At 68.7% G+C, this 25,285-nt stretch carries 24 protein-coding genes; 19 read left to right on the top strand and 5 right to left on the bottom strand.

The window, feature by feature from the left end:
- Genes FL625_RS15675 through FL625_RS15690 form a run of 4 tightly spaced genes read right to left on the bottom strand, consistent with a single transcriptional unit; the run spans window position 1 to window position 4,520 of the window.
- Window positions 1-945, bottom strand: coding sequence for an ABC transporter permease (locus FL625_RS15675; RefSeq protein WP_149589617.1), 945 nt, complete (start codon window positions 943-945; stop codon window positions 1-3).
- Complete coding sequence (locus FL625_RS15680; RefSeq protein WP_149589618.1) at window positions 942-1,985, bottom strand: ABC transporter permease; 1,044 nt, start codon at window positions 1,983-1,985, stop codon at window positions 942-944. Before FL625_RS15680 ends, FL625_RS15675 begins: the two co-directional genes overlap by 4 nt.
- Window positions 1,975-3,510 carry an ABC transporter ATP-binding protein gene (locus FL625_RS15685; protein ID WP_149589619.1) on the bottom strand — a complete coding sequence of 512 codons (1,536 nt, stop codon included), beginning with the start codon at window positions 3,508-3,510 and terminating at the stop codon, window positions 1,975-1,977. Before FL625_RS15685 ends, FL625_RS15680 begins: the two co-directional genes overlap by 11 nt.
- A complete protein-coding gene (locus FL625_RS15690) occupies window positions 3,507-4,520 on the bottom strand; it encodes a BMP family protein (RefSeq protein WP_149589620.1) in 1,014 nt (337 codons plus the stop codon). Before FL625_RS15690 ends, FL625_RS15685 begins: the two co-directional genes overlap by 4 nt.
- A 262-nt stretch (window positions 4,521-4,782) precedes the next feature.
- Between FL625_RS15690 and FL625_RS15695 the strand changes: the two genes are divergently transcribed.
- Complete coding sequence (locus FL625_RS15695) at window positions 4,783-5,448, top strand: GntR family transcriptional regulator (RefSeq protein WP_149589621.1); 666 nt, start codon at window positions 4,783-4,785, stop codon at window positions 5,446-5,448.
- On the opposite strand, the gene FL625_RS15700 is transcribed toward FL625_RS15695, so the two are convergent.
- Window positions 5,440-6,186, bottom strand: coding sequence for a type 1 glutamine amidotransferase (locus FL625_RS15700; RefSeq protein WP_235019451.1), 747 nt, complete (start codon window positions 6,184-6,186; stop codon window positions 5,440-5,442). The two genes, FL625_RS15695 and FL625_RS15700, sit on opposite strands and share 9 nt — an antisense overlap.
- A 61-nt stretch (window positions 6,187-6,247) precedes the next feature.
- On the opposite strand from FL625_RS15700, the gene FL625_RS15705 reads away from it, so the two are divergent.
- The 18 genes from FL625_RS15705 to FL625_RS15790 all read left to right on the top strand — a co-directional run.
- Complete coding sequence (locus tag FL625_RS15705; protein ID WP_149589623.1) at window positions 6,248-7,504, top strand: cytochrome P450; 1,257 nt, start codon at window positions 6,248-6,250, stop codon at window positions 7,502-7,504.
- 15 nt (window positions 7,505-7,519) lie between these two features.
- Window positions 7,520-8,812 carry a type I glutamate--ammonia ligase gene (locus FL625_RS15710; RefSeq protein WP_149589624.1) on the top strand — a complete coding sequence of 431 codons (1,293 nt, stop codon included), beginning with the start codon at window positions 7,520-7,522 and terminating at the stop codon, window positions 8,810-8,812.
- Window positions 8,813-8,821: 9 nt separating this feature from the next.
- Complete coding sequence (locus tag FL625_RS15715; RefSeq protein ID WP_149589625.1) at window positions 8,822-9,136, top strand: 2Fe-2S iron-sulfur cluster-binding protein; 315 nt, start codon at window positions 8,822-8,824, stop codon at window positions 9,134-9,136.
- A 147-nt stretch (window positions 9,137-9,283) separates the two neighbouring features.
- Entirely contained in the window at window positions 9,284-10,072 is a 789-nt protein-coding gene (locus FL625_RS15720; protein ID WP_160147801.1) for an inositol monophosphatase family protein, read from the top strand.
- A 71-nt stretch (window positions 10,073-10,143) separates the two neighbouring features.
- Window positions 10,144-12,117, top strand: a complete 1,974-nt coding sequence (locus FL625_RS18620; protein WP_354001263.1) for an aminotransferase class V-fold PLP-dependent enzyme — start codon at window positions 10,144-10,146, stop codon at window positions 12,115-12,117.
- A 129-nt stretch (window positions 12,118-12,246) separates the two neighbouring features.
- Window positions 12,247-12,699: a homoprotocatechuate degradation operon regulator HpaR gene (hpaR, locus tag FL625_RS15730; protein WP_149589627.1), complete on the top strand. Its 453-nt coding sequence runs from the start codon at window positions 12,247-12,249 to the stop codon at window positions 12,697-12,699.
- Window positions 12,700-12,793: 94 nt separating this feature from the next.
- On the top strand, window positions 12,794-14,038 hold the full coding sequence (locus FL625_RS15735; RefSeq protein ID WP_149589628.1) for a glycerate kinase type-2 family protein: 1,245 nt from the start codon (window positions 12,794-12,796) through the stop codon (window positions 14,036-14,038).
- 528 nt (window positions 14,039-14,566) lie between these two features.
- Window positions 14,567-16,114 carry a GMC oxidoreductase gene (locus FL625_RS15740; protein WP_354001264.1) on the top strand — a complete coding sequence of 516 codons (1,548 nt, stop codon included), beginning with the start codon at window positions 14,567-14,569 and terminating at the stop codon, window positions 16,112-16,114.
- Entirely contained in the window at window positions 16,114-16,875 is a 762-nt protein-coding gene (locus tag FL625_RS15745) for an SDR family NAD(P)-dependent oxidoreductase (protein ID WP_149589630.1), read from the top strand. The genes FL625_RS15740 and FL625_RS15745 overlap by 1 nt, the downstream gene beginning before the upstream one ends.
- A gap of 78 nt (window positions 16,876-16,953) precedes the next feature.
- Window positions 16,954-17,883, top strand: coding sequence for an ACP S-malonyltransferase (gene fabD, locus FL625_RS15750; protein ID WP_149589631.1), 930 nt, complete (start codon window positions 16,954-16,956; stop codon window positions 17,881-17,883).
- 11 nt (window positions 17,884-17,894) lie between these two features.
- On the top strand, window positions 17,895-18,632 hold the full coding sequence (fabG, locus tag FL625_RS15755; RefSeq protein ID WP_149589632.1) for a 3-oxoacyl-ACP reductase FabG: 738 nt from the start codon (window positions 17,895-17,897) through the stop codon (window positions 18,630-18,632).
- Window positions 18,633-18,771: 139 nt separating this feature from the next.
- On the top strand, window positions 18,772-19,005 hold the full coding sequence (locus tag FL625_RS15760; protein WP_128515501.1) for an acyl carrier protein: 234 nt from the start codon (window positions 18,772-18,774) through the stop codon (window positions 19,003-19,005).
- Window positions 19,006-19,241: 236 nt separating this feature from the next.
- Window positions 19,242-20,189 carry an arginase family protein gene (locus FL625_RS15765; protein ID WP_149589633.1) on the top strand — a complete coding sequence of 316 codons (948 nt, stop codon included), beginning with the start codon at window positions 19,242-19,244 and terminating at the stop codon, window positions 20,187-20,189.
- A 172-nt stretch (window positions 20,190-20,361) separates the two neighbouring features.
- A complete protein-coding gene (gene fabF / locus FL625_RS15770) occupies window positions 20,362-21,621 on the top strand; it encodes a beta-ketoacyl-ACP synthase II (protein ID WP_149589634.1) in 1,260 nt (419 codons plus the stop codon).
- A gap of 2 nt (window positions 21,622-21,623) precedes the next feature.
- Window positions 21,624-22,802, top strand: coding sequence for an endolytic transglycosylase MltG (gene mltG, locus FL625_RS15775; RefSeq protein WP_149589635.1), 1,179 nt, complete (start codon window positions 21,624-21,626; stop codon window positions 22,800-22,802).
- A 192-nt stretch (window positions 22,803-22,994) separates the two neighbouring features.
- Window positions 22,995-23,324, top strand: a complete 330-nt coding sequence (locus FL625_RS15780; RefSeq protein WP_149589636.1) for a hypothetical protein — start codon at window positions 22,995-22,997, stop codon at window positions 23,322-23,324.
- Entirely contained in the window at window positions 23,317-24,612 is a 1,296-nt protein-coding gene (locus FL625_RS15785; protein WP_149589637.1) for a DNA-packaging protein, read from the top strand. Before FL625_RS15780 ends, FL625_RS15785 begins: the two co-directional genes overlap by 8 nt.
- 88 nt (window positions 24,613-24,700) lie before the next feature.
- Window positions 24,701-25,285: phage portal protein (locus tag FL625_RS15790; RefSeq protein WP_149589638.1), on the top strand; the 585-nt coding region annotated here is incomplete at its 3' end.

Here is a 25,285-nt window from a genome sequence, read left to right on the forward strand (position 1 = left end):
TCAGCGTTCCCCCTTGTTGTAGGGCACCATCAGCGCCGCCGGCACCTCGGCCCGTCGCGACATCAGGATAAGCGCCAGGATCGACAGTATGAAGGGCAGGGCGAGGAACAGCTGATAGGGCAGCACCGCGCCCAGCGAGGTCTGTTGCAGCCGGATCTGCAGGGCATCGAAGGCGGCAAAGAGGATCGCGCCCAGGACCGCCTTGCCGGGTTTCCAGGCCCCGAACACGACCAGCGCAATGCAGATCCAGCCGCGGCCATTGACCATCTCGAAGAAGAAGGACGAAAAGGCCGACAGCGTCAGGAACGCGCCCCCCACCGCCATCAGCCCGGACCCGACGATCACCGCCCCCATCCGCAGCCCGGTGGCCGACAGTCCCTGCGCCTCGACCGCCGCCGGGTTCTCGCCCACTGCGCGCACCGCCAGCCCAAGCGGCGTGCGATACAGTGTGAAGGCCACCAGTCCAGCCACCGCGAAGGCGGCCCAGGTCAGCGCCGTCTGCGACAGGGCGGTGCCGATCCAGGGCAGGTCGGACAGGCCGGGGATCGACAGCGGCTGGAAGGGCTGGATCTTCGGCGGGCTGGTGACTTCGGGCAGCATCAGCCGGTAGGCGAAGGAGGCGGACGCCGTGGCCAACAGCGTTACCCCCAGCCCGACGACATGCTGCGACAGGCCGAAGGGCACGGTCAGGGTGGAGTGCAGAAGCCCGAACAGCATCCCCGCCGCCATCGCCACCGCGACCCCGCCCCAGAGCGGCATCCCCTGATAGACCGCCATCCAGCCGGTGAAGGCGCCGATGACCATGATCCCCTCGATGCCAAGGTTCAGCACGCCCGCGCGTTCGCAGATGAGTTCCCCCATCGTCGCCAGGATCAGCGGCGAGGCGATGCGGATGACGGCGGCCCAGAAGCTGGCCGAGATCAGGATATCGACGATCTCGCTCATCCCCGCACCACCCGGACCCTGGTCAGAAGGATCGCCAGCACCATGAACAGAAGCGCCGTGGCCAGCAGCATGTCGGCGATATAGGTCGGCACGCCCGCCGCGCGGCTCATCGCGTCGGAGCCGACGAAGATCCCCGCCACGAAGATCGCCGTCAGGATCACGCCCAGGGGATGCAAGAGCGCCAGCATGGCGACGATGATGCCCGTATAGCCGAACCCGGGCGACAGGTCCGACGACAGATGCCCCTTAAGCCCCGCCACCTCGGACCAGCCGGCGAGCGCGGCGAGGCCGCCGGACAGAAGCGCGGTCTTCACCAGCACCGTGTTGACCGGCATGCCCGCAAAGCGCGCGGCCTCGGGGTTCTGCCCCACAGCGCGGATCTCGAAGCCGAGCGTCGTGCGGGTCTGGATCACCCAGACCACGACTGCCGCGATGATCGCCAGCGCGAAGCCCCAGTGCAGCCGCAATCCATCGACGATGCGGGGCAGGCGGGCCTCGGGGATCAGGGCCGGGGATTTCGGCCAGCCCATGCCCATCGGGTCCTTCAGCGGACCTTCCAGAAGGTAGCTGACGAACAGGAGCATGATGAAGTTGAGAAGCAGCGTGGTGACCACCTCATCCACCCCCAGCCGCGTCTTGAGCAGCACCGGCCCCAGCAGCAGCGCCGCCCCCGCCAGCATCGCCGCCAGCGCCGACACGGGCAGGACCAGCGGGCTACCCAGAGCCCCGGTGCCCAGAAGGACCGCGACGATCGCCCCCGCATAAAGCTGCGCCTCGGCGCCGATGTTCCACAGCTTGGCCCGGAAGGCGACGGCGACGGCAAGGCCGGTGAAGATCAGGGGCGTCGCGCGGTTCAGCGTCTCGAGGATCGCGAGCTTCGACCCCAGCGCGCCCTTGGCGATCTGGCCGAGGACTGCGAGGGGGTTCGCCCCGGCGATCAGCGCAAGCGCCATGGCGACGCCCAGCGTGGCGACCAGCGCGAGCGCCGGTAGCCCGAGGCGCCGCGCGGCCGAGGGGTTGGGAATGGGTTCAAGCCGCATCCGTGTCCCCGAACTTCTGCCCGGCCATCCACAGACCGAGGTCCGCCGCCGTCATCGTCCCGCGCGCAAAACCGGGCGACAGGCGACCTTGAGACATCACATGAATGACATCCGACAAGGCCATGATTTCATCCAGGTCTTCGGAAATCAGCAGGACCGCCGCCCCCCGGTCGCGCGCGGCGATCAGCTGGCCCTGCACATAGGCGATCGCGCCCACGTCCAGCCCCCGCACCGGCTGGTTCGCCAGGATGATGTCCGGCCCCGGCGCCATCGCCCGGCCCAGGATCAGCTTCTGCATGTTCCCGCCCGACAGGAGACGGATGCGCGTCGATGGCCCCGGGCAGCGCACATCGTAGTCCTTGATGATCCCTTCCGCGAAGGCCCGTGCCGCGCGCCAGTCCATCCAGGCGCGCCGGGAAAAGCGGCTGCGATAGGCTTCCAGCACCGCGTTCTCGGTCAGGTCGAAATCGGCGATCGAGCCCTGGTGGTGCCGGTCCTCGGGGATCCGCGCCACGCCGCGCGCCAGGGCTTCGCCCGGGCTCCAGACCTTCGGCTCCTGCCCATGCAGCGACAGCTGCCCCGCCGCAGGCACGGCCAGCCCGCCGACGATCTCGGCCAGCGCCGCTTGCCCGTTGCCCGACACCCCGGCAAGCCCGGTGATCTGCCCCGCCCGCAGTTCCAGCGTCACCGCCTTCAGCCCCGGCGCTGCCCCGCGGTCGGGGGTCGAGACCCCCTCCAGCCGCATCAGCACCGGTCCCGGCGCCCGCGCCTCGGCGCGCGGCAGGGACAACTCTCCCCCCACCATCAGCGCCGCGAGTGCCGCCTTGTCGGTGGCATGGGTATCGACCTCGCCCACCACGCGGCCGTGCCGCAAGACCACGCAGCGGTCGGCGATGGCCATGACTTCGTGCAGCTTGTGGCTGATGAAGATGACCGACAGCCCCAGCGCCGTGGCCTTGCGCAAGGTGGCGAAAAGCGCGTCCGATTCCTGCGGTGTCAGCACGGCGGTCGGTTCGTCCAGGATCAGGATGCGCGCGTCGCGGTACAGCGCCTTCAGGATCTCGACCCGCTGGCGTTCGCCGACCGACAGGCGGCCGACCTTGGCGTCGGGGTGGACGGCCAGCCCGAAATCGCGCGACAGGCGTTCCACCTTCGCCCGCGCGCCGCCGTGCGATCGCGACCAGAGGCTTTCGGTGCCAAGCGTGATGTTCTCCAGCACGGTCAGGTTGCCGGCCAGCGTGAAGTGCTGGTGCACCATCCCCACCCCCGCCGCCAGCGCCGCGCGCGGGGTGCCGGGCGGCAGCGGCTGGCCGAAGACCTCCACCGTCCCCTCGTCGGCCACATAGTGCCCGAAGAGGATGTTCATCAGCGTGGTCTTGCCGGCGCCGTTTTCCCCAAGCAGGGCCACGACTTCGCCGCGCCGCAGGGTCAGGCTGACCGCATCGTTCGCGGTCAGCGCGCCGAAGCGCTTGGTGATGCGGTCGAGGCGGAGGACGACCTCCGCCTCCGCTGGTCCGGTGGTCACGACGACTTCGGCTCGGTGTCGTCGATGGTCACGGTGAAGCTGCCGTCCCTGATCGCGGCCTCCTTCTCGGCCACCAGCGCCATGACCTCGGCCGGAACCTTGCCCTCGAAGGTGCCGAGCGGCGCCAGAGAGCAGCCGCCCGCCTTCATGTAGGAATAGACGCCGTAGTTGTCGGCCTTGAAGGTGCCCGCCTGCACTGCGGCCACGGCGGCGTTCAGCGTCGGTTCGAAGTGCCACAGCGCCGAGGTGACGACGGTTTCGGGATAGTCGCCTTGCGTGTCGATCACGTTGCCGATGGCCAGCACGCCCCGTTCCTTGGCCGCGTCCGACACGCCGAAGCGTTCGGCATACATCAGGTCCGCGCCGCCATCGATCATCGCGAAGGCGGTTTCCTTGGCCTTGGGCGGATCGAACCAGGACCCGATGAACGAAACCTGGAACTTCGTGTCCGGCTTCACCTCGCGCACGCCCGCCATGAAGGCATTCATCAGCCGGTTGACCTCGGGGATCGGGAAGCCGCCGACCATGCCGATGTTGCCCTTGGTCATGCCACCCGCGACGATGCCCGATAGGTAAGCCGCGTCCTGGATGTAGTTGTCGAAGACCGCGAGGTTCGGGTTCGCGGCCTCGTCCGGCATGAAGGAGGACCCCAGCAGGAATGCCACATCCGGGTATTCCGCGCAGACCTCGCGCGCCTCGGCCTCGGCGCCGAAGATCTCGCCCACGATCAGCTTGACGCCGGCCTCGCAGTATTCGCGCATGACGCGGGGATAGTCGGTGTTCGCCACGTTCTCGGTGTAGGTATAGTCCACCGTCCCGGCGGCCTTCAGCGCCTCGGCCGCGATGTGGATGCGGCTGACCCATTGCTGTTCGACCGGCACCGTGTAGATGCCCGCCATCCTGATCGGCTCTTGCGCAAGGGCCATGCGCGGCAGATTCGCCGCGACCGAGGCCGCCGCCCCGCCCAGAAGCAGACCGCGACGCGAGACCGTGAAGCTTGCTGTGGTCATGTGAGTGCCTATCCCTGTTGCTGGTTTTCGGTAATTTTTACCAAAAGGTAAAACTCTTTACCGATTCGTTACAAGCTTCAGTTTGGCCGGACAGGTCTTGCGGGCAAGCGCCAGACCGAAGGCTTGCGGATTGGTGAAAGGCAAGGCGTTTCAGGCCGTTGTCGGCTGTTTTTCAAGCGTCTTGTGAAACCGGAAGCCATCAATCGTAGGGAATCGACCTGGCCTGCGCCTCGTGGCAGGGTCGGGAGCAGGAGGCGACGCGATGACCATTCCCTTTGCCGGCCCGCAGATCCCCGCCCTGGTCCAGCGCATCCTCGAGCGGATCGACCTTGGCCAGCTGAACCCCGGCGATCTTCTGGACGAGGCCGAACTGGCCGAAGCGCACCGGGTGTCCCGCACCCCCGTGCGCGAGGCGATCCTCTATCTCGAGGCGCTGGGCCTGGTGCGCCGCCTGCCGCGCAAGGGGGCGATGATCTTCCGCCCGACGCTGGAAGAATTCCTCGCCATCCTCGAGGTCCATGCCAAGCTGGAAGGCCAGGCGGCGGGGCTGGCCGCGCGGCGGCTGTCGCGGCAGGGGGCCGAGGATCTGGAGGCTGCCGTCCGCGCCTGCGAGGCCAAGGCGGAGGCCAGCCCCGACAGCGACCCGGACGGCTACTACCAGCTGAACCTGCGCTTCCATGCCTGTGTCGCCACGGCCTCGGGCAACGGCGTGCTGCTGGAAAGCCTCAAGACCAATGCGCGGCGGCTGCTGGCCTATTACCGGGCGCGGTATCGTTTCGCCGGCGCGATCCCGGCCTCGGCGGCCGACCATCGCCGGATCGCCCAGGCGATCTTCGACCGCGACGCCGCCGGGGCCGAAGCGCTGATGCAGGCCCATGTCCAGTTCGACCAGGTGACCGCGATGGACTTGCTCGCGGCGCTATCGTAAGGCCTGCCCAAGATTTTTCGTCGAAAGATCCTGGGCTTGCGTCTGCTCCATGAAGCGGGCGATCCATTCGGCAAAGCGGGGGCCCTCGGTGCCCCGCGGCAGCGAGGCGCGCGCGTCCCGGCCGACCGGCTCGGGAAGTTTCGGGGCGAATTCCTCGACCAGGGCTGCCAGGAACTCCGGCCTCATTTCCGGGTGATACTGGGTGGCAAAAACCCGGTCGCCGATGCGGTAGCAGGCCGCGGGGCAACCGGGCGCACGGCCGATGACCTCGGCGCCCGGCGGCAGCACTGTCACCTGCTCGCCATGCGCGGCTGCGAGGCGGAAGCGGTCCACCGGGTCCATCCAGGGGGCGGGGGCGATGACCTCGGTCTCGGCGATTCCAAGCACGAAGGGGCCGGGATTCGGCCCCACGGTCCCGCCGAGGGCCTTGGCAATGGCCTGGTGCCCGAAGCAGGCCCCGGCCATGGGCTTGCCCGCGGCAAAGGCATCACGGATCAGCTTCAGAAGCCGGTCGATCCAGGCCTCGTCATCATGGACCGATGAGGGGCTTCCGCCGATCAGGAAGCCGTCAAAGCCCTGAATATCTGCGGGAAACGCACCCTTCGGCAGGTCGAAGGCCCTCACCGTCCAGCCTGGCCGGACCGCGTGGATCAGGCTGCGGAACTTCTCGACATCGCGCGGATGGCGGGCCGCGAAGGCGCTGTCGTCGGTGTTCGTGGCCAGCACCGCGATATGCATGAGATTTCCCTTTACATATTTAACATGCGTATCATTATGCAAAAGCAGGGGAGGGGCAAGCATGACGATCTGGGTGCCGAAGGATGACGGCTATGCCGACCTGACCAGCCACGACACCTTCGTGCAGGGCGCGCCGCACAACACTTTCGCGCGCCTGCGCCGCGAGGACCCGATGCACTGGACCGACTACGCCCAGGGGCAGGGCTTCTGGTCGGTCACCCGGCACGAGGACATCCTGCGCCTGAACGGCCAGCCCGACCTCTTGTCCTCGGCCCGCGGCATCCGGATGGAGGACCAGAGCTACGAGGAATACCTCGCGCGCCGCACCTTTCAGGAAACCGACCCGCCCGAACACATGCTGACCCGGGTGAAGGTGGCGAAGGCCTTCTCCAAGCCGGTGATCGCCGGGTTCGAGCAGGCAATCCGCGACCTCTGCACGACGATCCTCGATGCCGCGCTGGAGAAGGGCACGTTCGACGCCACGAAGGAGATCGCCCGCGAACTGCCCATGCGCATGCTGGGCCGCATCGTCGGCCTGCCGGACGGGGACCTGCCATGGCTGGTGGAAAAGGGCGATGCGCTGATCGCCAACACCGATCCCGATTTCACCAGCCATGTGCTGGACAAGCTGACGACCGACGAATTCCGCATGATGCCGTTCAACTCTCCGGCGGGGGCGGAGCTTTACGCCTATGCGCGCGACCTGATGGCGCGGAAGGAGGCCGCGGGGGACACCTCGGGCGTGCTGCACATGATCCTGCAACCGGGTCACGACGGGTCGGTGATGCCCGAGCACGAGTTCCGCAATTTCTTCTGCCTGATCGTGGCGGCGGGCAACGATACCACGCGCTATTCCATCGCCGCCGGCATCCAGGCTCTGGCGCATCAGCCCGAGCTTCTGCCCTTGATCCGGTCGGGCGCCGTGGACGAGACCATGGCCGACGAGATCATCCGCTGGGCCAGCCCCACCGCCTATTTTCGCCGCACTGCCACCCGCGATTTCGAGATGCACGGAAAGCAGGTCCGGGCGGGTGACAAGGTGCTCTACTGGTTCGCTTCCGCCAACCGCGACGAGACGGTGTTCGACCAGCCCTTCCGCGTCGATCTCGCGCGCAGCCCAAACAAGCACCTCGCCTTCGGCCAGGGGGGGCCGCATCTGTGCCTGGGGATGTGGCTGGCGCGGCTGGAGGTGCGCGTGCTGTTCCAGGAACTGGCGAGGCGCATCAAGTCCGTCGAGCCGGCCGGAGAGCAGAAGTTCCTGCGCTCGAATTTCGTGGCCGGACTGAAAAGTCTGCCGGTGCGCGTGACGCTGCACTGACCAAGGGGGGATGACATGGCCGACCGCCTGCGCGCGATGTTCTGCGACCACCTCAGCCTGATGCGGGGCAAGTATCTGCCCGCGCACAAGCTGAAATCCGACGGCACGCGGCTGGCGCGGCCGACCTTCTCCGTGCACTGGGACAAGGACCTGATCCTCGACGCCCCCCATACGAAATGCCGCGAGGGCATCCCGGACATGGAGCTGCGCTGGGTCGCCGAGGAAATCCGCGACGGCTGGGAGCCCGACACGAAGGTCGTCACCGGCGATCTTTACGACAGCGAGGGCCAGCGCATCCCGCTCTGCCCGCGCGGGGCGCTGAAACGCGCGGTGGCCGACTGGGCGGCGCAGGGTCTGACGCCGAAGGTCGGGATCGAGCTGGAAGCCTATGCCTTCGAGATCGCCGAGGACGGCAGCGTCGCGCCGATGCGCGCGCCGGGCGGCATCGTCTATGGCACCGGCCCCTTCGCCGATCCCGCCGGTTTCACCGACGCGATCTGGCAGCGGGCCGAGGCGGCGGGCTTCCGGCTGGAGCTCATCACCGCCGAGTACGACACGCCGCAGTTCGAGTTCACCCTCGCCTATGACGAGGCGGTGCGTGCGGTGGACGAGATGGTCCTTTTCCGCCAGATGACGCGCGAAGTGGCGCTGGACCACGGCATCCTGTTGACATTCCTGCCGAAACCGATCCCGGAAAAGGGCGGCTCGGGGCTGCATTTCAATATCTCCTTCGCCGACAGGACCGGGGCGAACGCACTCATGACCGGGCCGAAGGGCGGGCCGGGGCACATGAATGATCTGGCCAGGGGTGTCGTTGCGGGCTGGCTGCATCACCACAAGGGGCTTGCGGGCCTTCTGGCGCCCACGGTCGGCAGCTACCTGCGGCTGCAACCGGCCTCGATGTCGGGCTACTGGTGCAACTGGGGCGGCGACCATCGCGGCGTCACGGTCCGCGTGTCGGAAGAGGGCGGCCCCAAGACGCGGCTGGAACACCGGATGGCCGATGCCAGCTGCAACCCCTATACCGCGCTGGCCGCGCTGTTGCAGGCCGGCCGGCTGGGGGTGGAGGCCGGCCACGCGCTTCCCGCGCCCGAGGCCGGCGACGGCTTCGACCGCACCGATGCCGGGCATGGCGTGGCCGGGTCCCTGTCCGAGGCGATGGACGATCTGGCCGCCGATACCGCCCTGGCAAAGGCGCTGGGCCCCGAACTCGTGGAACACCACCTGTTCATGAAGCGGATCGAGGTGGACAAGACCGCTGGCCTCGAAGGCGCGGCATTGCGCGACTATTACATCTGGTATGTCTGAGGGCCCGCGATGCACGCCACCTGGAAACTGGCCGATGGCCGCGAGATCACCCTGGACGTGCCGGAGGGCGAAAGCCTGATGCAGGCCGCCACCCGGCACGGGGTGCCCGGCATCATCGGCGAATGCGGCGGCTCGCTGTCCTGCGCGACCTGCCATGTCGTCGTCGATCCCGCCTGGGCCGACCGCGCCGGCCCGCCCGGCGCCTTCGAGGAGGACATGCTCGACATCACCGAGGCCGGTCGCGAGCCGACCTCGCGCCTGTCCTGCCAGATCCGGATGAGCGCGGCGCTGGACGGGATCGTCGTTCGGGTGCCGCAGGGCTGACCCTTCCCCCGGCATCGCTCGTCGATGCCTTCGGCACTCCTCGCTGGTGCCCCCGACGAGAAGGCGAAGCCGAACGAGGAGGGCAGCTTGTCTTTCGCCGGTGATGTGGTCCGGCTAGCCTGCCACGGCGAGCCAGAGGATGCGCCCATGACCGACCTGATCGACCTTGACCGCCTGTCCAGAATCCTGACCGAAGCGGGCACACAGGCGCTGGGCTTCTTCGACACTCTCGCCGACCGTGCCATCGAGGCCAAGGCGCCCGGCGACCTCGTGTCGGACGCCGACCGCGCGGTCGAGGCGACGCTCCGCCGCCTTCTGGCCCACGACTTCCCCGGCGACGGCATCCTGGGCGAGGAGATGGGCGGCACGTCGAAGGGTCGCTTCTGGGCCGTGGATCCGATCGACGGCACGGCGAACTTCCTCTCCGGTCTGCCGTTCTGGACCATTTCCGTCGGGTTGATGGACGAAGGCCGCCCCGTTGCCGGGGGCATCATCGCCCCGGCGCTGGGCTTGATGGCGGTGGGCGGCGGCGCCGGCCCCCTGCACGAGACCGGCCTTGCCGCCGGATCGCGCGCCGCCATGCCCGGCTGCATCGGCCTTGGACGCAACCCGCGCTGGCCGGTGGCCGACCGCCATGCCGTCGAGGCCGCCTGCGAGACCGCGGGCCTTGCGCCGCGCGTCCTCGGCTCTTGCGCGCTGGCGCTGATGCTGGTCGCGACCGGACGGCTGGCCGGCTATGTCGAGGCCCGGGTCGGTGGCCTGTGGGACTGCGCCGGAGGCCTTGCCCTCTGCCGGGCCGCCGGCCTGCCGACCGCCTTCCGGACCCATGCGGACGGGACGGTGGACCTTGTGGCGGGCGAGGTGTTCGGCCTGGTCGAAGGCAGGCCCTGGGCCGCGGATCTGGTGCCGGGAGAGCGTCAGACTTTTCAAGCTTGAAACATCTTGAGGCCGCCCGGCACTTCCCCTAACCTGCCGGGGCGCGAACCGGGCGGGAAGGACGGGATCACTTGGCCACGAACAGCACGGCGGGGGGGTATTTCCTCTATCATTCCATCGGCATCTATCCGGGCAAGGAGGACGACCTCGCCCGCGCGATGGCCGAGTTCTCGGCGGTCTGGTCTGCCCCGGATGACAGGCAATGGGGCTATGTGCTGCGCAAGCGGCAGGATTTCATCGACCGCTGGCGGCGGCTGATCAACGTCCCCAAGGGCAGCCTGACCACGGTGGACAACGTGACCGAGGGGTTGCAGAAGATCCTCCGCGCGCTGCCGGACGGGATGCTGCGCGGGAAACGGGTGCTGACGGCGGCGGACTGTTTCCCCTCGCTGCATTTCCTGTTGCAGGGTCTGGCGCCGAAGATGGGCTTCACGCTGACCACCGTGCCGCTGTCCGAGGGCCGCGCCTGGGTGGAGACCGAGGACTTTCTCGCCCACTGGGGCCCGGATGTGGGGCTGGCGCTGCTGACCTGGGTGACCTCGATCGGCTCGTCGAAGATGGATTATCCGGCGCTGGTCGCGCATGGCCGGGCCATGGGCAGCCTGATGGTCGCCGACATCACGCAAGGGGCGGGGCTGATGCCCTTCGATGCGATGAACCCGAAAGTGGATTTCGTCGTCTCGACCAGCCTGAAATGGCTGTGCGGCACGCCCGGCGCGGGGATCCTTTACGCCGACAAGGACCTGATCCCGATGCTGACGCCGGAAGGGCGGGGGTGGTTCTCCCAGAACAATCCCTTCTCCTGGGACCTCGACAAGTTCGACTATGCCCCCGACATCCGCCGTTTCGACACCGGCACGCCGGGGTCGGTGGCGGCCATCGCATCGCTGCCGGCGCTGGAATGGTTCTCGAAGCAGGACCTGACCGAGGTAGCCGCGCACAACCGCCGCCTGGTGGGCCGGGTGATCGAGCGGGCCGACCGGCTGGACCTGCCGCTGCACTCTCCGCGTGACGCCGACCGGCGCGGCGGGGCGGTGATGATACGCATGCCCGACAAGGCCGAGGCGGCAGCCTGCGTCGGTGCCCTGGGGGTCGAGGGCTATTCGGTCGATTGCCGCGGGCCGATCCTGCGCATGTCGCCGGGCTTCGTGACCGAGGACAGTGCGGTGGATGCCGTCTTCGACCTGGTCGAAGAGGTGATGGCCCGCCGCCGCCGGCGTTTCCCCGGGCAGGGGGACAAGACGGGCAATCCGGCAGAGGTCCTGTCGGCCCTGACCGCCGGTCTTGCCGGCGGGGGCGTGCGGGTGGTTGACCTGACCGCCCAGCTTGGCCCCGAAACCCCGATCCTGCGCCTGCCCGAGGATCTCGCCCGGAACACGCCCAAGGTCGCCATCCACCGGATCAGCGCCTATGACAAGGACGGTCCGTTCTGGGCCTGGAACTGGCTGGAGCTGGGCGAGCACTCCGGCACCCATTTCGACGCGCCGCACCATTGGCTCTCGGGCAAGGACCACCCGGACGGCTTCACCGACACGCTGTCGGTCCAGCGCCTTATCGCGCCGGCCAATGTCATCGACTGTTCGGCCGAGGCGGCGGCGGACCCGGACTTCCTGCTGACGGCCGCGCATGTGAAGGCCTGGGAGGCGCAGCATGGCGAGATCGGCCCCGGCGAATGGGTGCTGATGCGCACCGACTGGGACCGCCGCGCCCATGACGTGGCGCTGTTCCTGAACGAGGACCCGGACCCCTACGAGGACGGCTCGCATTCCCCTGGCCCCTCGACCGACTGCATCGACTATCTCCTCGGCAAGGGCATCGTCGGCTGGGGCACCCAGTGCATCGGCACGGATGCGGGCATGGCCGGCAAGTTCAGCCCGCCCTTCCCGGCGCACAACCTGCTGCACCGGGACAACTGCTTTGGCCTGGCGAGCCTGTGCAACCTCGACCAGCTGCCGCCGAAGGGCGCGCTTCTGATCGCGGCGCCGCTGAAGATCCGAGGCGGCACCGGCTCGCCCATCCGCGCGCTGGCGCTGGTGCCCGGCTGAGGGCCTCGTCGTTCGACTGTGTCTCCTCCCCGGTGGTCCGCGAGGAGCGACGCAGTCGACGACGAGCCTTTGCGCGGCCGACCGATGCGCGGCATTGAGGCGCGTCGCAAAACAGGCGATAAGCGCAGGATGTCCGACGATCCCCCTTCCTTCCGCCAGACCCGCCGCTCGCTGCCGATCGCCCTGCTGCGGGCGCGGGAAACCGTGATGGGGCCCCTGCGGCAGATGCTGGCCACATCGGGCATCAACGAACAGAAATGGCGCGTGCTGCGCGTGCTTCAGGAACGCGGGCCGCTGGAACTCAGCCAGGTCGCGGCAGAAGCGGTGCTGCTTCTGTCCAGCCTGACCCGGATGATCGGGCCGATGGTCGCGGAAGGGCTGATCACCCGCACCACCCCGCCGGAGGACCGCCGCAAGTCGATCGTCGCGATCACCCCGGCCGGGCTGGCCTTCGTCCAGGCCCATGCCGCGCAAAGCGCCGCGATCCTCGGCCGGATCGAGGCCGAGTTCGGCCATGACCGGCTGGAGCAGCTTCTCGACTTGCTGGAAGAGCTGCAGAAGCTCGACCTGCGCGGTCCATGACGGAAACGGCGCGCGAAACGGGCAAAACCGGTCTGCGTCCGCCCCGGATTGCGCTATCTCTTCCCGCCACGTTCCCAGCCCGGAGCCTTGGCCGATGATCCCGGACCCCGCCGCCTTCCTGCGCCAGCTTTTCGACCGCGCGGTCGAGGTGGCCGACCCGATGCGCTCGCTCGCGGGCTTCCTGCCGGAGAAGCCGGGGGGCCGCGTGGTCGTGGTCGGCGCGGGCAAGGCCAGCGCCCGGATGGCCGAGGCGGTCGAGGCCGTCTGGGGCCCCTGCGAGGGGCTGGTCATCACCCGTTACGGCTATGCGCGCCCCTGTCGCGGGATCGAGATCGTCGAGGCCGCGCATCCCGTGCCCGATGCGGCCGGCGTCGCGGCCACCGCCCGGATGCTCGAACTCCTGCGCGGGGTGGGAGAGGACGACTTCGTCCTGGCGCTGATCTCGGGCGGGGCCTCGGCGCTGCTCTGCGCCCCGGTCGAGGGGCTGTCGCTGGCCGAAAAGCAGGCGGTCAACGCGGCACTTCTGGCCTCGGGCGCGCCGATTTCGGCGATGAACACGGTGCGCAAGCACCTCAGCCGCGTGAAGGGCGGCCAGCTGGCCGCGGCGGCTCACCCGGCGCGGATGCTTGCCCTGATGATCTCGGACGTGCCGGGGGACGATCCGGCCCTGATCGGCTCGGGTCCCACGGTCGGCGATGCCAGCACCCCCGACGAGGCGTGCGCGATCCTCGACCGCTGGCAGATCGCGCTTCCGCCTGCCGCGCATGCCGCGCTGGGCCGGTCGGGCGTGGTGCCGCCGGGGGACGCACGCCTGTCGCGGGTCGAGAACGTCATCTATGCGGCCCCCGCCCAGTCGCTGGCCGCCGCTGCCGAACTGGCCGCGCCGCTTGCCGAGGTCCGCAGCCTGGGCGACCGGCTGGAGGGCGAGGCACGCGAGGTCGCCCGCGACCAGGCCCGGTTTGCCCGTGACATAGCAGCGGGCCTGCGCCCCGGCGACCGGCCGGTGCTGCTTCTCTCCGGGGGCGAGTTGACCGTGACCCGGCAGGGCGACGGGGTGGGCGGGCCGAACGCGGAATTCTGCCTGGCGCTGGCGCTGGCACTGGAGGGCCACCCGCGGATCCATGCGCTGGCCTGCGACACGGACGGTGTGGACGGCGCCGCCGAGGTGGCGGGCGCGGTGATCGGGCCGGACACGCTGGCCACGCCCGGCGCGGCCGAGGCGCTGGCCCGGAACGATGCCCACGGCTATTTCGCCCGCGCGGGGGCGCAGGTCGTCACCGGCCCGACCCTGACCAACGTCAACGACTTCCGCGCCATCCTGATCCTGCCGCCGGCTTGAGGCCCGCTCCCCGGCGTCGTCGAGCGTGGCTTCGCGTCCGCTGCCTTGTGCCGCCTGCCCGTGCGGTCCCGGCCCGGCGCCCGCGGCCGGCAGAACCCCGCGCCGGCCTGATCGCCTGCCGGCATAACCTTGCCCAGTCCGTAAGCGGGCACGACAAGACACTTGATTCAAAGCGATTTCAGAGCGAGCCTTGCCCCTGGTGTCGTGATGAAGGCCTGTGGACCGAGTGGATCGAACGGCAGACAGCGCCAGACGTTTTGCCCTGTCGCGGGCAAGTGGCCGGGCGCATCTGATGCCTGAAGTCACGGTCTCGCTGCGGTCCTGCCCCAATGTGGCCTTTTCATGGGCGCAAGGACAGGGTCGCCTTGTGGTGCGTGGTCCCGTTTGTGGGCGAGTTGACGTGATGCTGCCGATCGGATGCGAAAGTTCGCGGGATCTGTCCTGATGCCGATGCGATCCTGGATTCCTTCGGTCATCTCCGGGCAGGCCGCAGCCAGGCCCGCGCCGGGTCAGGAATGGGATGTAATCGTGATCGGAACCGGCATCGGTGGCGGTGTCGCCGGTCGCCGGCTGGCCGAAAGCGGCCTGTCGGTCCTGTTCATCGAGAAAGGCCCCCTCGGCTATCGCACGGAGAGCCAGAACCTTCGCTCCGACATGGATGATTACGCCGCACGGCAGATGCGGGGCTTCTGGCCGACCAGGATCGAGGCGCGTCTGGATGGTGGTCGGCCGCAACGCTTCTTCGCGCCGATCGGCAGCGGGGTCGGCGGAACCTCGGTGTTCTACGCCGCCGCGGCCGAGCGGCCCGAGCGGCACGATCTTGAAAGCACCGACAGCATGCCGCATCCGACAGGGGGCTGGCCGGTCGGCTATGATGCCTTCGCGCCCTATTTCGATCAGGCGGCAGAGCTCCTGTCGGTCCGGGGCGAGGCCGATCCCGCCTCGGGCCTGCCTGCGCCGCCCTACGCCCCGCCGCCGCTGAGCAGTGCCGAGGCTGCGCTCTTTGAGGACCTGCGCGGGCTCGGCCTGCATCCCTACCGGGCGCACGAGGCCTTGCGCCGGGTGCCGGGCTGTTCGGACTGCCTTGGTCGCAAGTGCCCCTTGCCCTGCAAGATGGACGGCCGCTCGGCCGGGATCGAACCGGCGATGGAAACCGGACGCGCGACGCTGATGGCCAACGCATCGGTGGAGGAACTCATCGAAAGCGGTGGGCGGATCAGCGAGGTCCGGGTGCGCCGATCGGGGCACGACATGGTGCTGTCGGCCCCGATCATCGTGCTGGCCGCGGGCGCGCTGCATTCGCCGCGGATCCTGCTGGGGTCGACGGGCACCCATGCGGCGGGCTGTGCCAACTCCAGCGGCTGGGTTGGGCGCGGATTGATGTTCCACCTCAGCGAGATGGTCGCGCTCTGGCCCCGGCGCGGCCGGCCTGCCGTGGGCGCGACCCGCAGTCTGGCGTTCCGCGATCTGTACGCGGTTGGGGGCAAGCGCCTTGGACTGGTCCAGTCTATGGGGGTATCGGCGGACGCCGGGCAGATTGCCGCCTATCTCAAGGCCCTGATCGCCCGGTCCCGTCTGTCGCAGGTGCCCGGGATCGGTCGGGTGGCGACGCTGGTGGCGCGGGTGGGGGGCTTGCTTTTCGGCAAGGCCACGGTGCTGGTCGGCGTCCTGGAGGACCTGCCCTATTACGAGAACCGGGTGCTGCCGCATCCCGACGACCCCGAGGTGCCGCTGATCGAATACCGCCTGCACGACGAGCTTCTGGAGCGGCGGGCTTTTTTCCGCCGGGTGATCCGCAGGACACTCGGCCGGTGGCGGACGCTGCTGCTGGGCATCGGGCCGGATCTCAACTTCGGCCATCCCTGCGGCACCCTGCGCTTCGGGTCCGATCCGAAGACCTCGGTCCTGGATGCCAATTGCAAGGCGCATGACCTCGACAATCTCTACGTCGCTGATGCGTCCTTCCTGCCCACTTCGATGGGGGTCAACCCCAGCCTGACGATCGCTGCCAACGCCCTGCGGGTCGCCGACGTGATCGCGGCTCGCCTGAAAGCCGAAAGGCGGAAAGCGGTTTGATGCAGGACAGTGCGATCAGGCCGGATGCGCCCGACGCGGTGGCGGTGGTCACCGGTGCGGGCAGCGAACTGGGGCGGGCCCTTACCGCAACGCTTGCGTTGCGCGGCGTTGCGGTTGCCGGGATATCCGCCACGCCCTATCAGGCCGAGCATGCCGCGGTCCTGCCCGTCGTCGCCGATGTCCGCGACCCCGTCGCGGTGGCCGAGGCCTTCCAGACCATCCGCGAAACTCTGGGAGCGCCGACGATCCTGATCAACGGGGCCGAGGTCTATCCGCACCGCGACATCCTGGAAGAGACCCCGGACAGCTTCATGGACACGGTGCAGCTCAACCTCGGCGGGGCCTTCAACTGCTGCCACGCTGTCCTGCCGCAGATGGTGGCGTCGGGACGAGGCCGGATCATAAACATCGTGACCTTCGCCGATGTCCGGCCCGCGCCTCTGGCGGCCGGATATTCGGTCTCGAAGGGTGCGCTGCGCATCCTGACCCGGGCGCTGGTCGCCGATCTGGGCGACCGCTTTCCCGGCATCGTCATCAACGACTGGGTGCCCGGAAGCCACACGCCGCGCAAGGGCATCCCCGACGGGGTGGACCCGCGTCTTGCTGCGGAGTGGGGCGCCAATCTGGCGCTTCTGGACGACCGGTCGATCAATGGCCTCGTCTTTCTCCAGGACCGCGAGCACCTGCCGCCGCGCTCGCTGCGCGGCCGGGTCAAGGACCGCGTGCTGGGCCGGGGCAGGGTGCGGGTGCGCCTGAAGTAGCGCCTTCGACAGGACCGGGAGCGATTGCAGAACGGCGCCCATCGCGCTATCCCGGTCCCGACCGCGACAGGGGGGAACATGAGCCGCGCATTCGTCTTTCCGGGGCAGGGCGCCCAGACCATCGGCATGGGCAAGGCACTCGCCGAGGCCTATCCGGCCGCGAAGGCCGTGTTCGACGAGGTGGATGCGGCGCTGGGCGAGAAGCTGTCCACCCTGATCTGGGAAGGCGACATCGCCGAGCTGACCCTGACGCAGAACGCCCAGCCCGCGCTGATGGCCACCTCGATCGCCGCGCTCCGCGCGCTGGAGTCCGAGGGCTTCGGCATCGACCGGGCCAGTTTCGTCGCCGGGCACAGCCTCGGCGAGTATTCCGCCCTCTGCGCGGCGGGATCGCTGACCCTGTCGGACACCGCGCGCCTGCTGCGCATCCGCGGCCGGGCGATGCAGGAGGCGGTGCCGGTCGGCGTCGGTGCCATGGCGGCACTTCTCGGCCTCGACTTCGAGACCGCGACCGCCGTCGCGCAGGAGGCCGCCCAGGGCGAGGTCTGCCAGGCCGCCAACGACAACGATCCGGCGCAGGTCGTGGTGTCCGGTCACAAGGGCGCCGTCGAACGCGCCGTGGAAATCGCCAAGGCGAGAGGCGCGAAACGCGCGCTGATCCTGCCCGTCTCCGCCCCCTTCCACTGCGCGCTGATGCAGCCCGCCGCCCGAGTGATGGCCGAGGCGCTGGCGGCCGTCCCGATCCTGAAGCCCGCCGTGCCGGTCGTGGTCAACGTCCGCGCCGAGGCGGTGACGGAGCCCGATCGGATCATGGACCTGCTGGTTGCCCAGGTCACCGGATCGGTCCGCTGGCGCGAGAGCGTGCTGTGGATGGAGACCGCCGGCGTCACCGAGTTCTGGGAGATCGGCGCCGGCAAGGCCCTGTCGGGGATGATCAAGCGCATCGCCTCCGGCGCCACCACCCGGGCCATCGGCACGCCCGAAGACATCGTCGCCCTCAAGGCGTGAAGGAGAGTCCCATGTTTGATCTGACCGGAAAGACCGCCCTTGTCACCGGGGCTTCGGGCGGCATCGGCGCCGAAATCGCCCGCGCTCTCCACGCCGCCGGGGCCACCCTGGGCCTGTCGGGCACGCGGGTCGAGCCGCTGGAGGCCCTGGCCGCCGAACTCGGCAGCCGCGCGCATGTCCTGCCCTGCAACCTGTCGAACCCCGAAGAGGTCGAGGGTCTGGTGAAACGCGCCGCCGAGGCGATGGGCGCGGTGGACATCCTGGTAAACAACGCGGGCATCACCCGCGACGGCCTCGTCATGCGCATGTCGGACGAGGACTGGCAGGCCGTGATCGACGTGAACCTGACCGCGACCTTCCGGCTCTGCCGGGCGGCGGTGCGCGGCATGATGAAGGCGCGCTGGGGCCGGATCGTCAACATCTCCTCGGTCGTCGGCACAACGGGCAACGCGGGCCAGGTGAACTATGCCGCCTCCAAGGCGGGCATGGTGGGCCTGTCCAAGTCGCTTGCCGCAGAGGTCGCAAGCCGCGGCATCACCGTGAACTGCGTGGCGCCCGGCTTCATCGAGACGGCGATGACCGACAAGCTGAACGAGGCGCAGCGCAGCGCGATCCTGGCTTCGGTGCCAGCGGGCCGGATGGGCACGCCGGAAGAGATCGCGGCGGCGGTCCTCTACCTTGCCTCGCCGGAAGCGGCCTACGTTACTGGGGCGACGCTGCACGTCAACGGCGGCATGGCCATGGTCTGAAACCGAAGCCGCGCAAGTCAGGTTAAAGCGTTTGCCATGCGCCCCGACCCTTGCTATAGGCGCGCAGGATTGAGGCCCGGGCGACCGGGTGGAACGGCAAAGGCCGGGAGTGAGCCCAGGCCAAGATAGAGGAACGGACATGAGCGACATCGCTGATCGCGTGAAGAAGATCGTCGTCGAGCATCTGGGCGTCGAAGCCGACAAGGTGACGGAATCGGCCTCGTTCATCGACGACCTGGGTGCGGACTCGCTCGACACGGTCGAGCTGGTCATGGCCTTCGAGGAAGAGTTCGGCATCGAGATCCCGGACGACGCCGCCGAGACCATCCAGACCTTCGGCGACGCGGTGAAGTTCATCTCGGAAGCCGCCTGAGCGATTTCGTCCTTCGCGGGACAGCGGGGCACCCTTCGGGGTGCCTTTTGCTTTGGGGCTTGGCCCTTGCCCGCCGCTCGTCGAGCACTTCGTGCACTCCTCGCCGATGCCCTCCCGACGAGTGCACGAAGTGCTCGAGGAGGTGCCGGTTCAGGCGGACCGTCGCCGTCCTGCCCCTGACGCCTTGTCAGCCCGCCTGACGCCCGCCAGTCTGGCTTGCAGCACAGGAGTCCCGCATGACCGGTAACACCGCCCTTGGCACCATGTTGGGCGCCGCGTCCGTCGAGACCTTCATGGGGCTGCCGCGCTGCCGCGACCTGTCGCGGCTGCAGGCGCGGATGGCGCTGATCGGGGCGGACGGCTGCACGCCCTATCCCAGCGTCGGCTTCTACTGCGCCGGTGGGCCGGCGGCGATCCGGGCGGCGGGGGCCCCATACGCGGCGAACCTTGCGCACATGAACTTCGACCTCGGCGGGCCGGTGTTTCCCGGCGGTGTCTCGGCCGTGGATGCGGGCGACCTGCCGCAGGACATCGCGGACCCGGCGGGCAACCGGGCGCGGATCTTCGGGGCGGTCAGCCAGGTCCTTGACCGGGGCGGGGTGCCGATGCTGATCGGCGGCGACGACAGCCTGCCGATCCCGATGCTCGAGGCCTACGGCGCGCGGGGGCGGGGCTATACGATCCTCCAGATCGACGCCCATATCGACTGGCGCGACGAGGTGCAGGGCGAAAGGTTGGGGCTCTCGTCCACCATGCGGAGGGCGTCCGAGATGGACCACATCGACGCGATCATCCAGGTCGGCCAGCGCGGGATCGGCTCGGCGCGGCTGCAGGACGTGGCGGATGCCGAGACCTGGGGCGTGGGCTTCGTTCCGGCGGGTGAGGTGGCGCGCTGCGGCATCTCCCGGGCCCTGGACCTGATCGCCGAAGGGGCCGAGGTCATCGTCTGCCTCGACCTCGACGCGCTGGACCCTGCGGTGATGCCCGCGGTGATCGGGCGGACGGCGGGGGGCCTTGGCTACTGGCAGGTGCTGGAGCTGATCGCGGGCGTGGCCGAGAAGGCGCGGATCGTGGGGTTCGACATGGTGGAGTTCATGCCCGAGCGCGACATCGACGGGCAGGGGGCTGCCGTGGCGGCGCAGCTTCTGGCGGCCGTGATGGGCATCGTGGCGCGGCAGGGATGAGAGGTTAAGGAAACCTGAACGGCCGCGACCAAGTGACTGATTTCGCGACTGTTCCGTGGAGTGTCCACCGTGGACACGCCTTCGGCCCGCTTATCGGCTTGCCCCAAGGTTGCGCGGGCAAGGGGGGCCGTGTATCACCCGGGACAAAGCCTGATCCGTGAGGGAGAGCAGCATGCGTCGTGTCGTGGTCACTGGTCTTGGGATGGTCACCCCCCTTGCCTGCGGGGTGGAAGAGACCTGGACCCGCCTGATCGCCGGCCAGTCCGGGGCGGGCACCATCACCAAGTTCGACACCTCGAACGTCGTGACCCAGTATGCCTGCGAGATCCCGATGGGGGACGGCTCGGACGGCACCTTCAACCCCGACGACTGGATGGAGCCGAAAGAGCAGCGCAAGGTCGACGACTTCATCATCTACGGAATGGCTGCCGCCGTGCAGGCGGTGCGGGACGCCGGCTGGGAGGATCCGACCGAGGAAGAGAAGCTGCGGACCGGGGTGATGATCGGATCCGGGATCGGCGGGCTGAACTCGATCGCCGAGACGGCGGTGCTGATCAAGGAGAAGGGACCGAAGCGGGTCTCGCCGTTCTTCATCCCCGGCGCGCTCATCAACCTCGTGTCCGGGCAGGTCTCGATCCGGTTCGGCTTCAAGGGGCCGAACCATGCGGTTGTGACGGCCTGCTCGACGGGTGCGCATGCCATCGGCGACGCGGCGCGGCTGATCGCCTTCGGCGATGCCGACGTGATGATCGCGGGCGGGGCCGAGAGCCCGATCTCGGAAATCGGCATCGCCGGGTTCAACGCCTGCAAGGCCCTGTCCACGAAGCGCGCCGATGAGCCGCAGAAGGCCAGCCGCCCCTATGACGCCGACCGCGACGGGTTCGTGATGGGCGAGGGCGCGGGGATCGTGGTCCTCGAGGAATACGAACACGCCAAGGCCCGCGGCGCCAAGATCTACTGCGAGGTGCTGGGCTACGGCCTGTCGGGCGACGCCTACCACATCACCGCGCCCTCCGAGGACGGGGACGGCGGGTTCCGCAGCATGTCGGCGGCGTTGAAGCGGGCGGGGCTGGAGGCCAGGGACATCGACTACATCAACGCCCACGGGACCTCGACCATGGCCGATACCATCGAACTGGGCGCGGTCGAGCGGCTTCTGGGTGACCATGCTTCTAAGGCGACCATGTCCTCGACCAAGTCGTCGATCGGGCACCTTCTGGGGGCGGCCGGAGCGGTGGAGGCGATCTTCTGCGTGCTGGCGATCAGGGATCAGGTCGCGCCGCCGACGATCAACCTGGACAACCCGGCGGTTCAGCCGAGGCTGGACCTCGCGCCCAACAAGGCGGTCAAGCGGAAGATCGATGTCGCGCTGTCGAACAGTTTCGGCTTCGGCGGCACGAACGCGAGCCTGATCCTGGGCAAGGTGCGCTAGGGATGTGGCGGTCCATCGCCTCGAACGCGCTGACGCTGTTCATCGTGATCCTGATCGCGGTGGCCGCCCTGGTCGCCTGGGGCCGCAACGAGTTTTTCGCAGCCGGCCCGCTGCAACAGCCGATCTGCCTGGAGGTGGAACGCGGCGCCTCTCTTTCGTCGGTGAGCAGGACGCTGGAGCAGCGCGGCGCGATCACCGATGCGAGGATCTTCCGGATCGGCGCCGAATATGCCGACAAGGCGGATGACCTGAAGTTCGGCAGCTATACGGTGCCGGCGGGCGCGAGCATGGCGCAGGTGCTGGAGGCAATCACGGCCAGCGGCCGGTCGACCTGCGGGCGCGATCTGAACTTCCGGATCGGGGTCACCAAGGCGGATGTGGTCCTGAGCGAGCTGGACCTGGCGACCAATACCTATGCCGAGGTGGCGCGCTTTGATGCTGGTGCCGATCCCCTGCCGCCGGAATACCTTGAGGTCTCGGACGACCCGGCACTGGTGTTCCGCATCACCGTGGCCGAGGGCGTGACCAGCTGGCAGATCGTGGACGCGCTGAAGAAGGCGGATTTCCTGCAAGGCGCGCTTGAGACGGTGCCCCCGGAAGGCAGCCTCGCGCCCGGCGGCTACGAGGTCGAGCGGGGCACGCAGCGCGCGGCGGTGATCGCCAGCATGACCGCAAAGCAGGAGGCGATTCTGGCGGAGGCCTGGGAAAAGCGCGCCGCGGACCTGCCCTATGACACGCCCGAAGAGGCGCTGATCATGGCCTCGATCATCGAGAAGGAGACCGGCATCGCAGAGGAGAGGGGCCGGGTGGCCAGTGTCTTCGTGAACCGCCTGCGGCAGGGAATGCGGTTGCAGACCGATCCTACGGTGATCTACGGGATCACCAAGGGCGAGGGCGTGCTGGGCCGGGGCCTGCGGCAGAGCGAGCTGCGACGCGAGACGCCCTACAACACCTATGTCATCACCGGCTTGCCGCCGACCCCGATTGCCAACCCGGGTGCCGAGTCGATCAAGGCTGCCCTGAACCCCGACGACACGGACTATCTGTTCTTCGTGGCCGACGGCTCGGGGGGGCATGCCTTCGCCGCGACGCTGGAAGAGCACAACCGCAACGTCGCCGCCTGGCGCAAGATCGAGGCTTCGCAGGGTGTGACGGAAGAAGGCGGTGTCCAGGGCGAGTGACGGTTAACAGACCGTAAAGCTGACGGACGCTAAGTATTTGATTAAAATCCGTTTTCACTTGACTTTGCGCGCGGTCTGATATATAGATCGTGACATGCTTGAAGAAGTGTCGAAGCGGCCCGGGGTGCCTCCCCGTCGGCCGCTTTTCCATTTCTCTCGTGCGGGGGGCAGCATGAGGGGTGTCGGAACTAGATGACAGTGCGGTTCACGGGGGACGGGCCCACGCCAGAAGAGGTTCTGGGGAGCGCGGAACGGCTTTACGGCATGGCGGTGATGGAGCTTGAGCGCACCATCGAGGCAATCCGTGCCGGCGAATTCAACGAGGTAAAGGCAGCGCAGGCAGCGATCCGCGATCTTCGCGCGACGGCCCTTGCCGTGTTGCAGGAAAGGGGAAAAGTTGACCAACTCCGCAAGCAGATCGCCGGCCATGTCGGAGCCGGAGGGGCGCTCGACCTTGACGAGGCCCGAGCTGAGATCGGGCGCCGCCTGGCTTGCCTCCGCGGCGCCGGAGGAGGTGGATGAGTTTCTCTCGGGGCTGAGCCAGAACGCGCTTCTGGCCCTGCCCTGGGTGTTCGAGTTCTGGGCGCTGCCGCACCAGTTGCCGCCGCGCGGGGCCTGGAAGACCTGGGTCATCATGGGAGGGCGAGGCGCCGGCAAGACCCGGGCGGGGGCGGAATGGGTGCGCGCGCAGGTGGAAGGTGCGGGACCTGCGGACCCCGGCAAGTGCAGGCGGGTGGCACTGGTCGGTGAGACGGTCGATCAGGTGCGCGACGTGATGGTGTTGGGGGAAAGCGGGATCGTGGCCTGTTCTCCGCCTGACCGGAAGCCGGAGTGGCTGGCGTCGAAGAACCAGCTTCTGTGGCCGAACGGGGCGATGGCGCAGGTGTTTTCGGCCCATGAGCCCGAGGCGATGCGCGGGCCGCAGTTCGATGCGGCCTGGGCGGACGAGTTGGGCAAGTGGAAGAAGGGGGCCGAGGCCTGGGACCAGTTGCAGTTCGCGTTGCGGCTGGGCAGGAACCCGCAGCAGGTGGTGACGACGACGCCGCGCAATGTGGCGGTGCTGAAGGCGATCCTGAAGAACCCCTCGACGGTCATCACCCATGCTCCGACCGAGGCGAACCGGGCCTATCTGGCGGAAAGCTTCCTGGCTGAGGTGCAGGCGCGCTATGGCGGCACGCGGTTCGGGCGGCAGGAGCTGATGGGGGAATTGCTGGAGGAGGCCGAGGGGGCCCTTTGGACGGCCGCGATGCTTGAGGCGGCGCGGGTGGATGAGGTGCCGCAGGTCAACCGGATCGTGGTGGCGGTGGATCCTCCGGTCACCAGCATGAAGTCGAGCGACGAATGCGGGATCGTGGTGGTCGGCGCGGACACGCGCGGTGAGCCGAAGGATTGGCGCGCGGTGGTTCTGGAGGATGCCAGCGTCAAGGGGGCGACCCCCGAGGGCTGGGCGCGGGCCGCGCTGGCCGCGATGGAGCGGCATGGGGCGGACAGGCTGGTGGCCGAGGTGAACCAGGGCGGCGATCTGGTGGAGCGGCTGGTCAGGATGATCGACCCGCTGGTGCCGTTCCGGGCGGTCCATGCGACGCGATCGAAGATGCTCAGGGCCGAGCCAGTGGCGGCACTTTATGAACAGGGACGGGTCAGGCATGTGCGGGGTCTTGGCGCCCTGGAAGAGCAGATGGGCAGGATGACGGCGGCGGGCTGGCAGGGAGCGGGGTCTCCGGACCGGCTGGATGCGCTCGTGTGGGCGCTGACCGACCTGATGCTGGCCCCGTTGCAGGGCGGCCGACCCAGCGTTCGGTCGCTTTAGCGGATTTAGGGATTTGGCGGGTCATATGGCCGGGCGCATCAGGCAGCCCGGACGGTCGGGCGCTGCCCGGGGCATGAAGGAGCGCGAGATGGTGTTCGATTTTCTGCGGAAAGCGCCGGTTCAGGCGGTTCCGGAACGCAAGGCAAGTGCCGTGGGTCGGGTGATCGCCTGGGGCAATGCGGGCCGCGTGGCCTGGAGCCCGCGCGACACGGCAAGCCTGACGCGGACGGGCTTTCAGGGCAACCCGGTGGGCTTTCGCGTCGTGCGGCTGATCGCCGAGGCGGCGGCGGCGCTGCCCCTGGTCTGCCAGACGCACGAGCAGCGGTTCGACACGCATCCGGTCCTGGACCTGATCTCGCGGCCCAACGGCGCGCAGGGCAGGGCGGAGTTCCTGGAGGCGGTCTATGGCTATCTGCTCCTGTCCGGGAACGCCTATGTCGAGGCGGTGCCGGGGGTGGGCGCGATGCCGGGCGAGCTGCATGTGCTGCGGTCGGACCGGATGAACCTGATCCCCGGCGCGGATGGCTGGCCGGTGGCCTATGACTATACGGTCAGCGGGCGCACGCATCGCTATGACGTGACCGGCGAGATGAGCCCGATTTGCCATCTGAAGGGCTCTGATGATGTGACCGCCCCCCGACGGCATCGATGTGCCAAGGTGGGTCTGCGAGGA

It is taken from the genome of Tabrizicola flagellatus, from assembly GCF_008271465.1.
GTDB lineage: Bacteria > Pseudomonadota > Alphaproteobacteria > Rhodobacterales > Rhodobacteraceae > Tabrizicola > Tabrizicola flagellata.

Coding starts and splice junctions, on each gene's coding strand:
- FL625_RS15675 (WP_149589617.1), bottom strand. CDS start 945: ATGAGCGAGATCGTCGATATCCTGATCTCGGCCAGCTTCTGGGCCGCC.
- FL625_RS15680 (WP_149589618.1), bottom strand. CDS start 1,985: ATGCGGCTTGAACCCATTCCCAACCCCTCGGCCGCGCGGCGCCTCGGG.
- FL625_RS15690 (WP_149589620.1), bottom strand. CDS start 4,520: ATGACCACAGCAAGCTTCACGGTCTCGCGTCGCGGTCTGCTTCTGGGC.
- FL625_RS15695 (WP_149589621.1), top strand. CDS start 4,783: ATGACCATTCCCTTTGCCGGCCCGCAGATCCCCGCCCTGGTCCAGCGC.
- FL625_RS15700 (WP_235019451.1), bottom strand. CDS start 6,186: ATGCATATCGCGGTGCTGGCCACGAACACCGACGACAGCGCCTTCGCG.
- FL625_RS15705 (WP_149589623.1), top strand. CDS start 6,248: ATGACGATCTGGGTGCCGAAGGATGACGGCTATGCCGACCTGACCAGC.
- FL625_RS15710 (WP_149589624.1), top strand. CDS start 7,520: ATGGCCGACCGCCTGCGCGCGATGTTCTGCGACCACCTCAGCCTGATG.
- FL625_RS15715 (WP_149589625.1), top strand. CDS start 8,822: ATGCACGCCACCTGGAAACTGGCCGATGGCCGCGAGATCACCCTGGAC.
- FL625_RS15720 (WP_160147801.1), top strand. CDS start 9,284: ATGACCGACCTGATCGACCTTGACCGCCTGTCCAGAATCCTGACCGAA.
- hpaR (WP_149589627.1), top strand. CDS start 12,247: ATGTCCGACGATCCCCCTTCCTTCCGCCAGACCCGCCGCTCGCTGCCG.
- FL625_RS15735 (WP_149589628.1), top strand. CDS start 12,794: ATGATCCCGGACCCCGCCGCCTTCCTGCGCCAGCTTTTCGACCGCGCG.
- FL625_RS15745 (WP_149589630.1), top strand. CDS start 16,114: ATGCAGGACAGTGCGATCAGGCCGGATGCGCCCGACGCGGTGGCGGTG.
- fabD (WP_149589631.1), top strand. CDS start 16,954: ATGAGCCGCGCATTCGTCTTTCCGGGGCAGGGCGCCCAGACCATCGGC.
- fabG (WP_149589632.1), top strand. CDS start 17,895: ATGTTTGATCTGACCGGAAAGACCGCCCTTGTCACCGGGGCTTCGGGC.
- FL625_RS15760 (WP_128515501.1), top strand. CDS start 18,772: ATGAGCGACATCGCTGATCGCGTGAAGAAGATCGTCGTCGAGCATCTG.
- FL625_RS15765 (WP_149589633.1), top strand. CDS start 19,242: ATGACCGGTAACACCGCCCTTGGCACCATGTTGGGCGCCGCGTCCGTC.
- fabF (WP_149589634.1), top strand. CDS start 20,362: ATGCGTCGTGTCGTGGTCACTGGTCTTGGGATGGTCACCCCCCTTGCC.
- mltG (WP_149589635.1), top strand. CDS start 21,624: ATGTGGCGGTCCATCGCCTCGAACGCGCTGACGCTGTTCATCGTGATC.
- FL625_RS15780 (WP_149589636.1), top strand. CDS start 22,995: ATGACAGTGCGGTTCACGGGGGACGGGCCCACGCCAGAAGAGGTTCTG.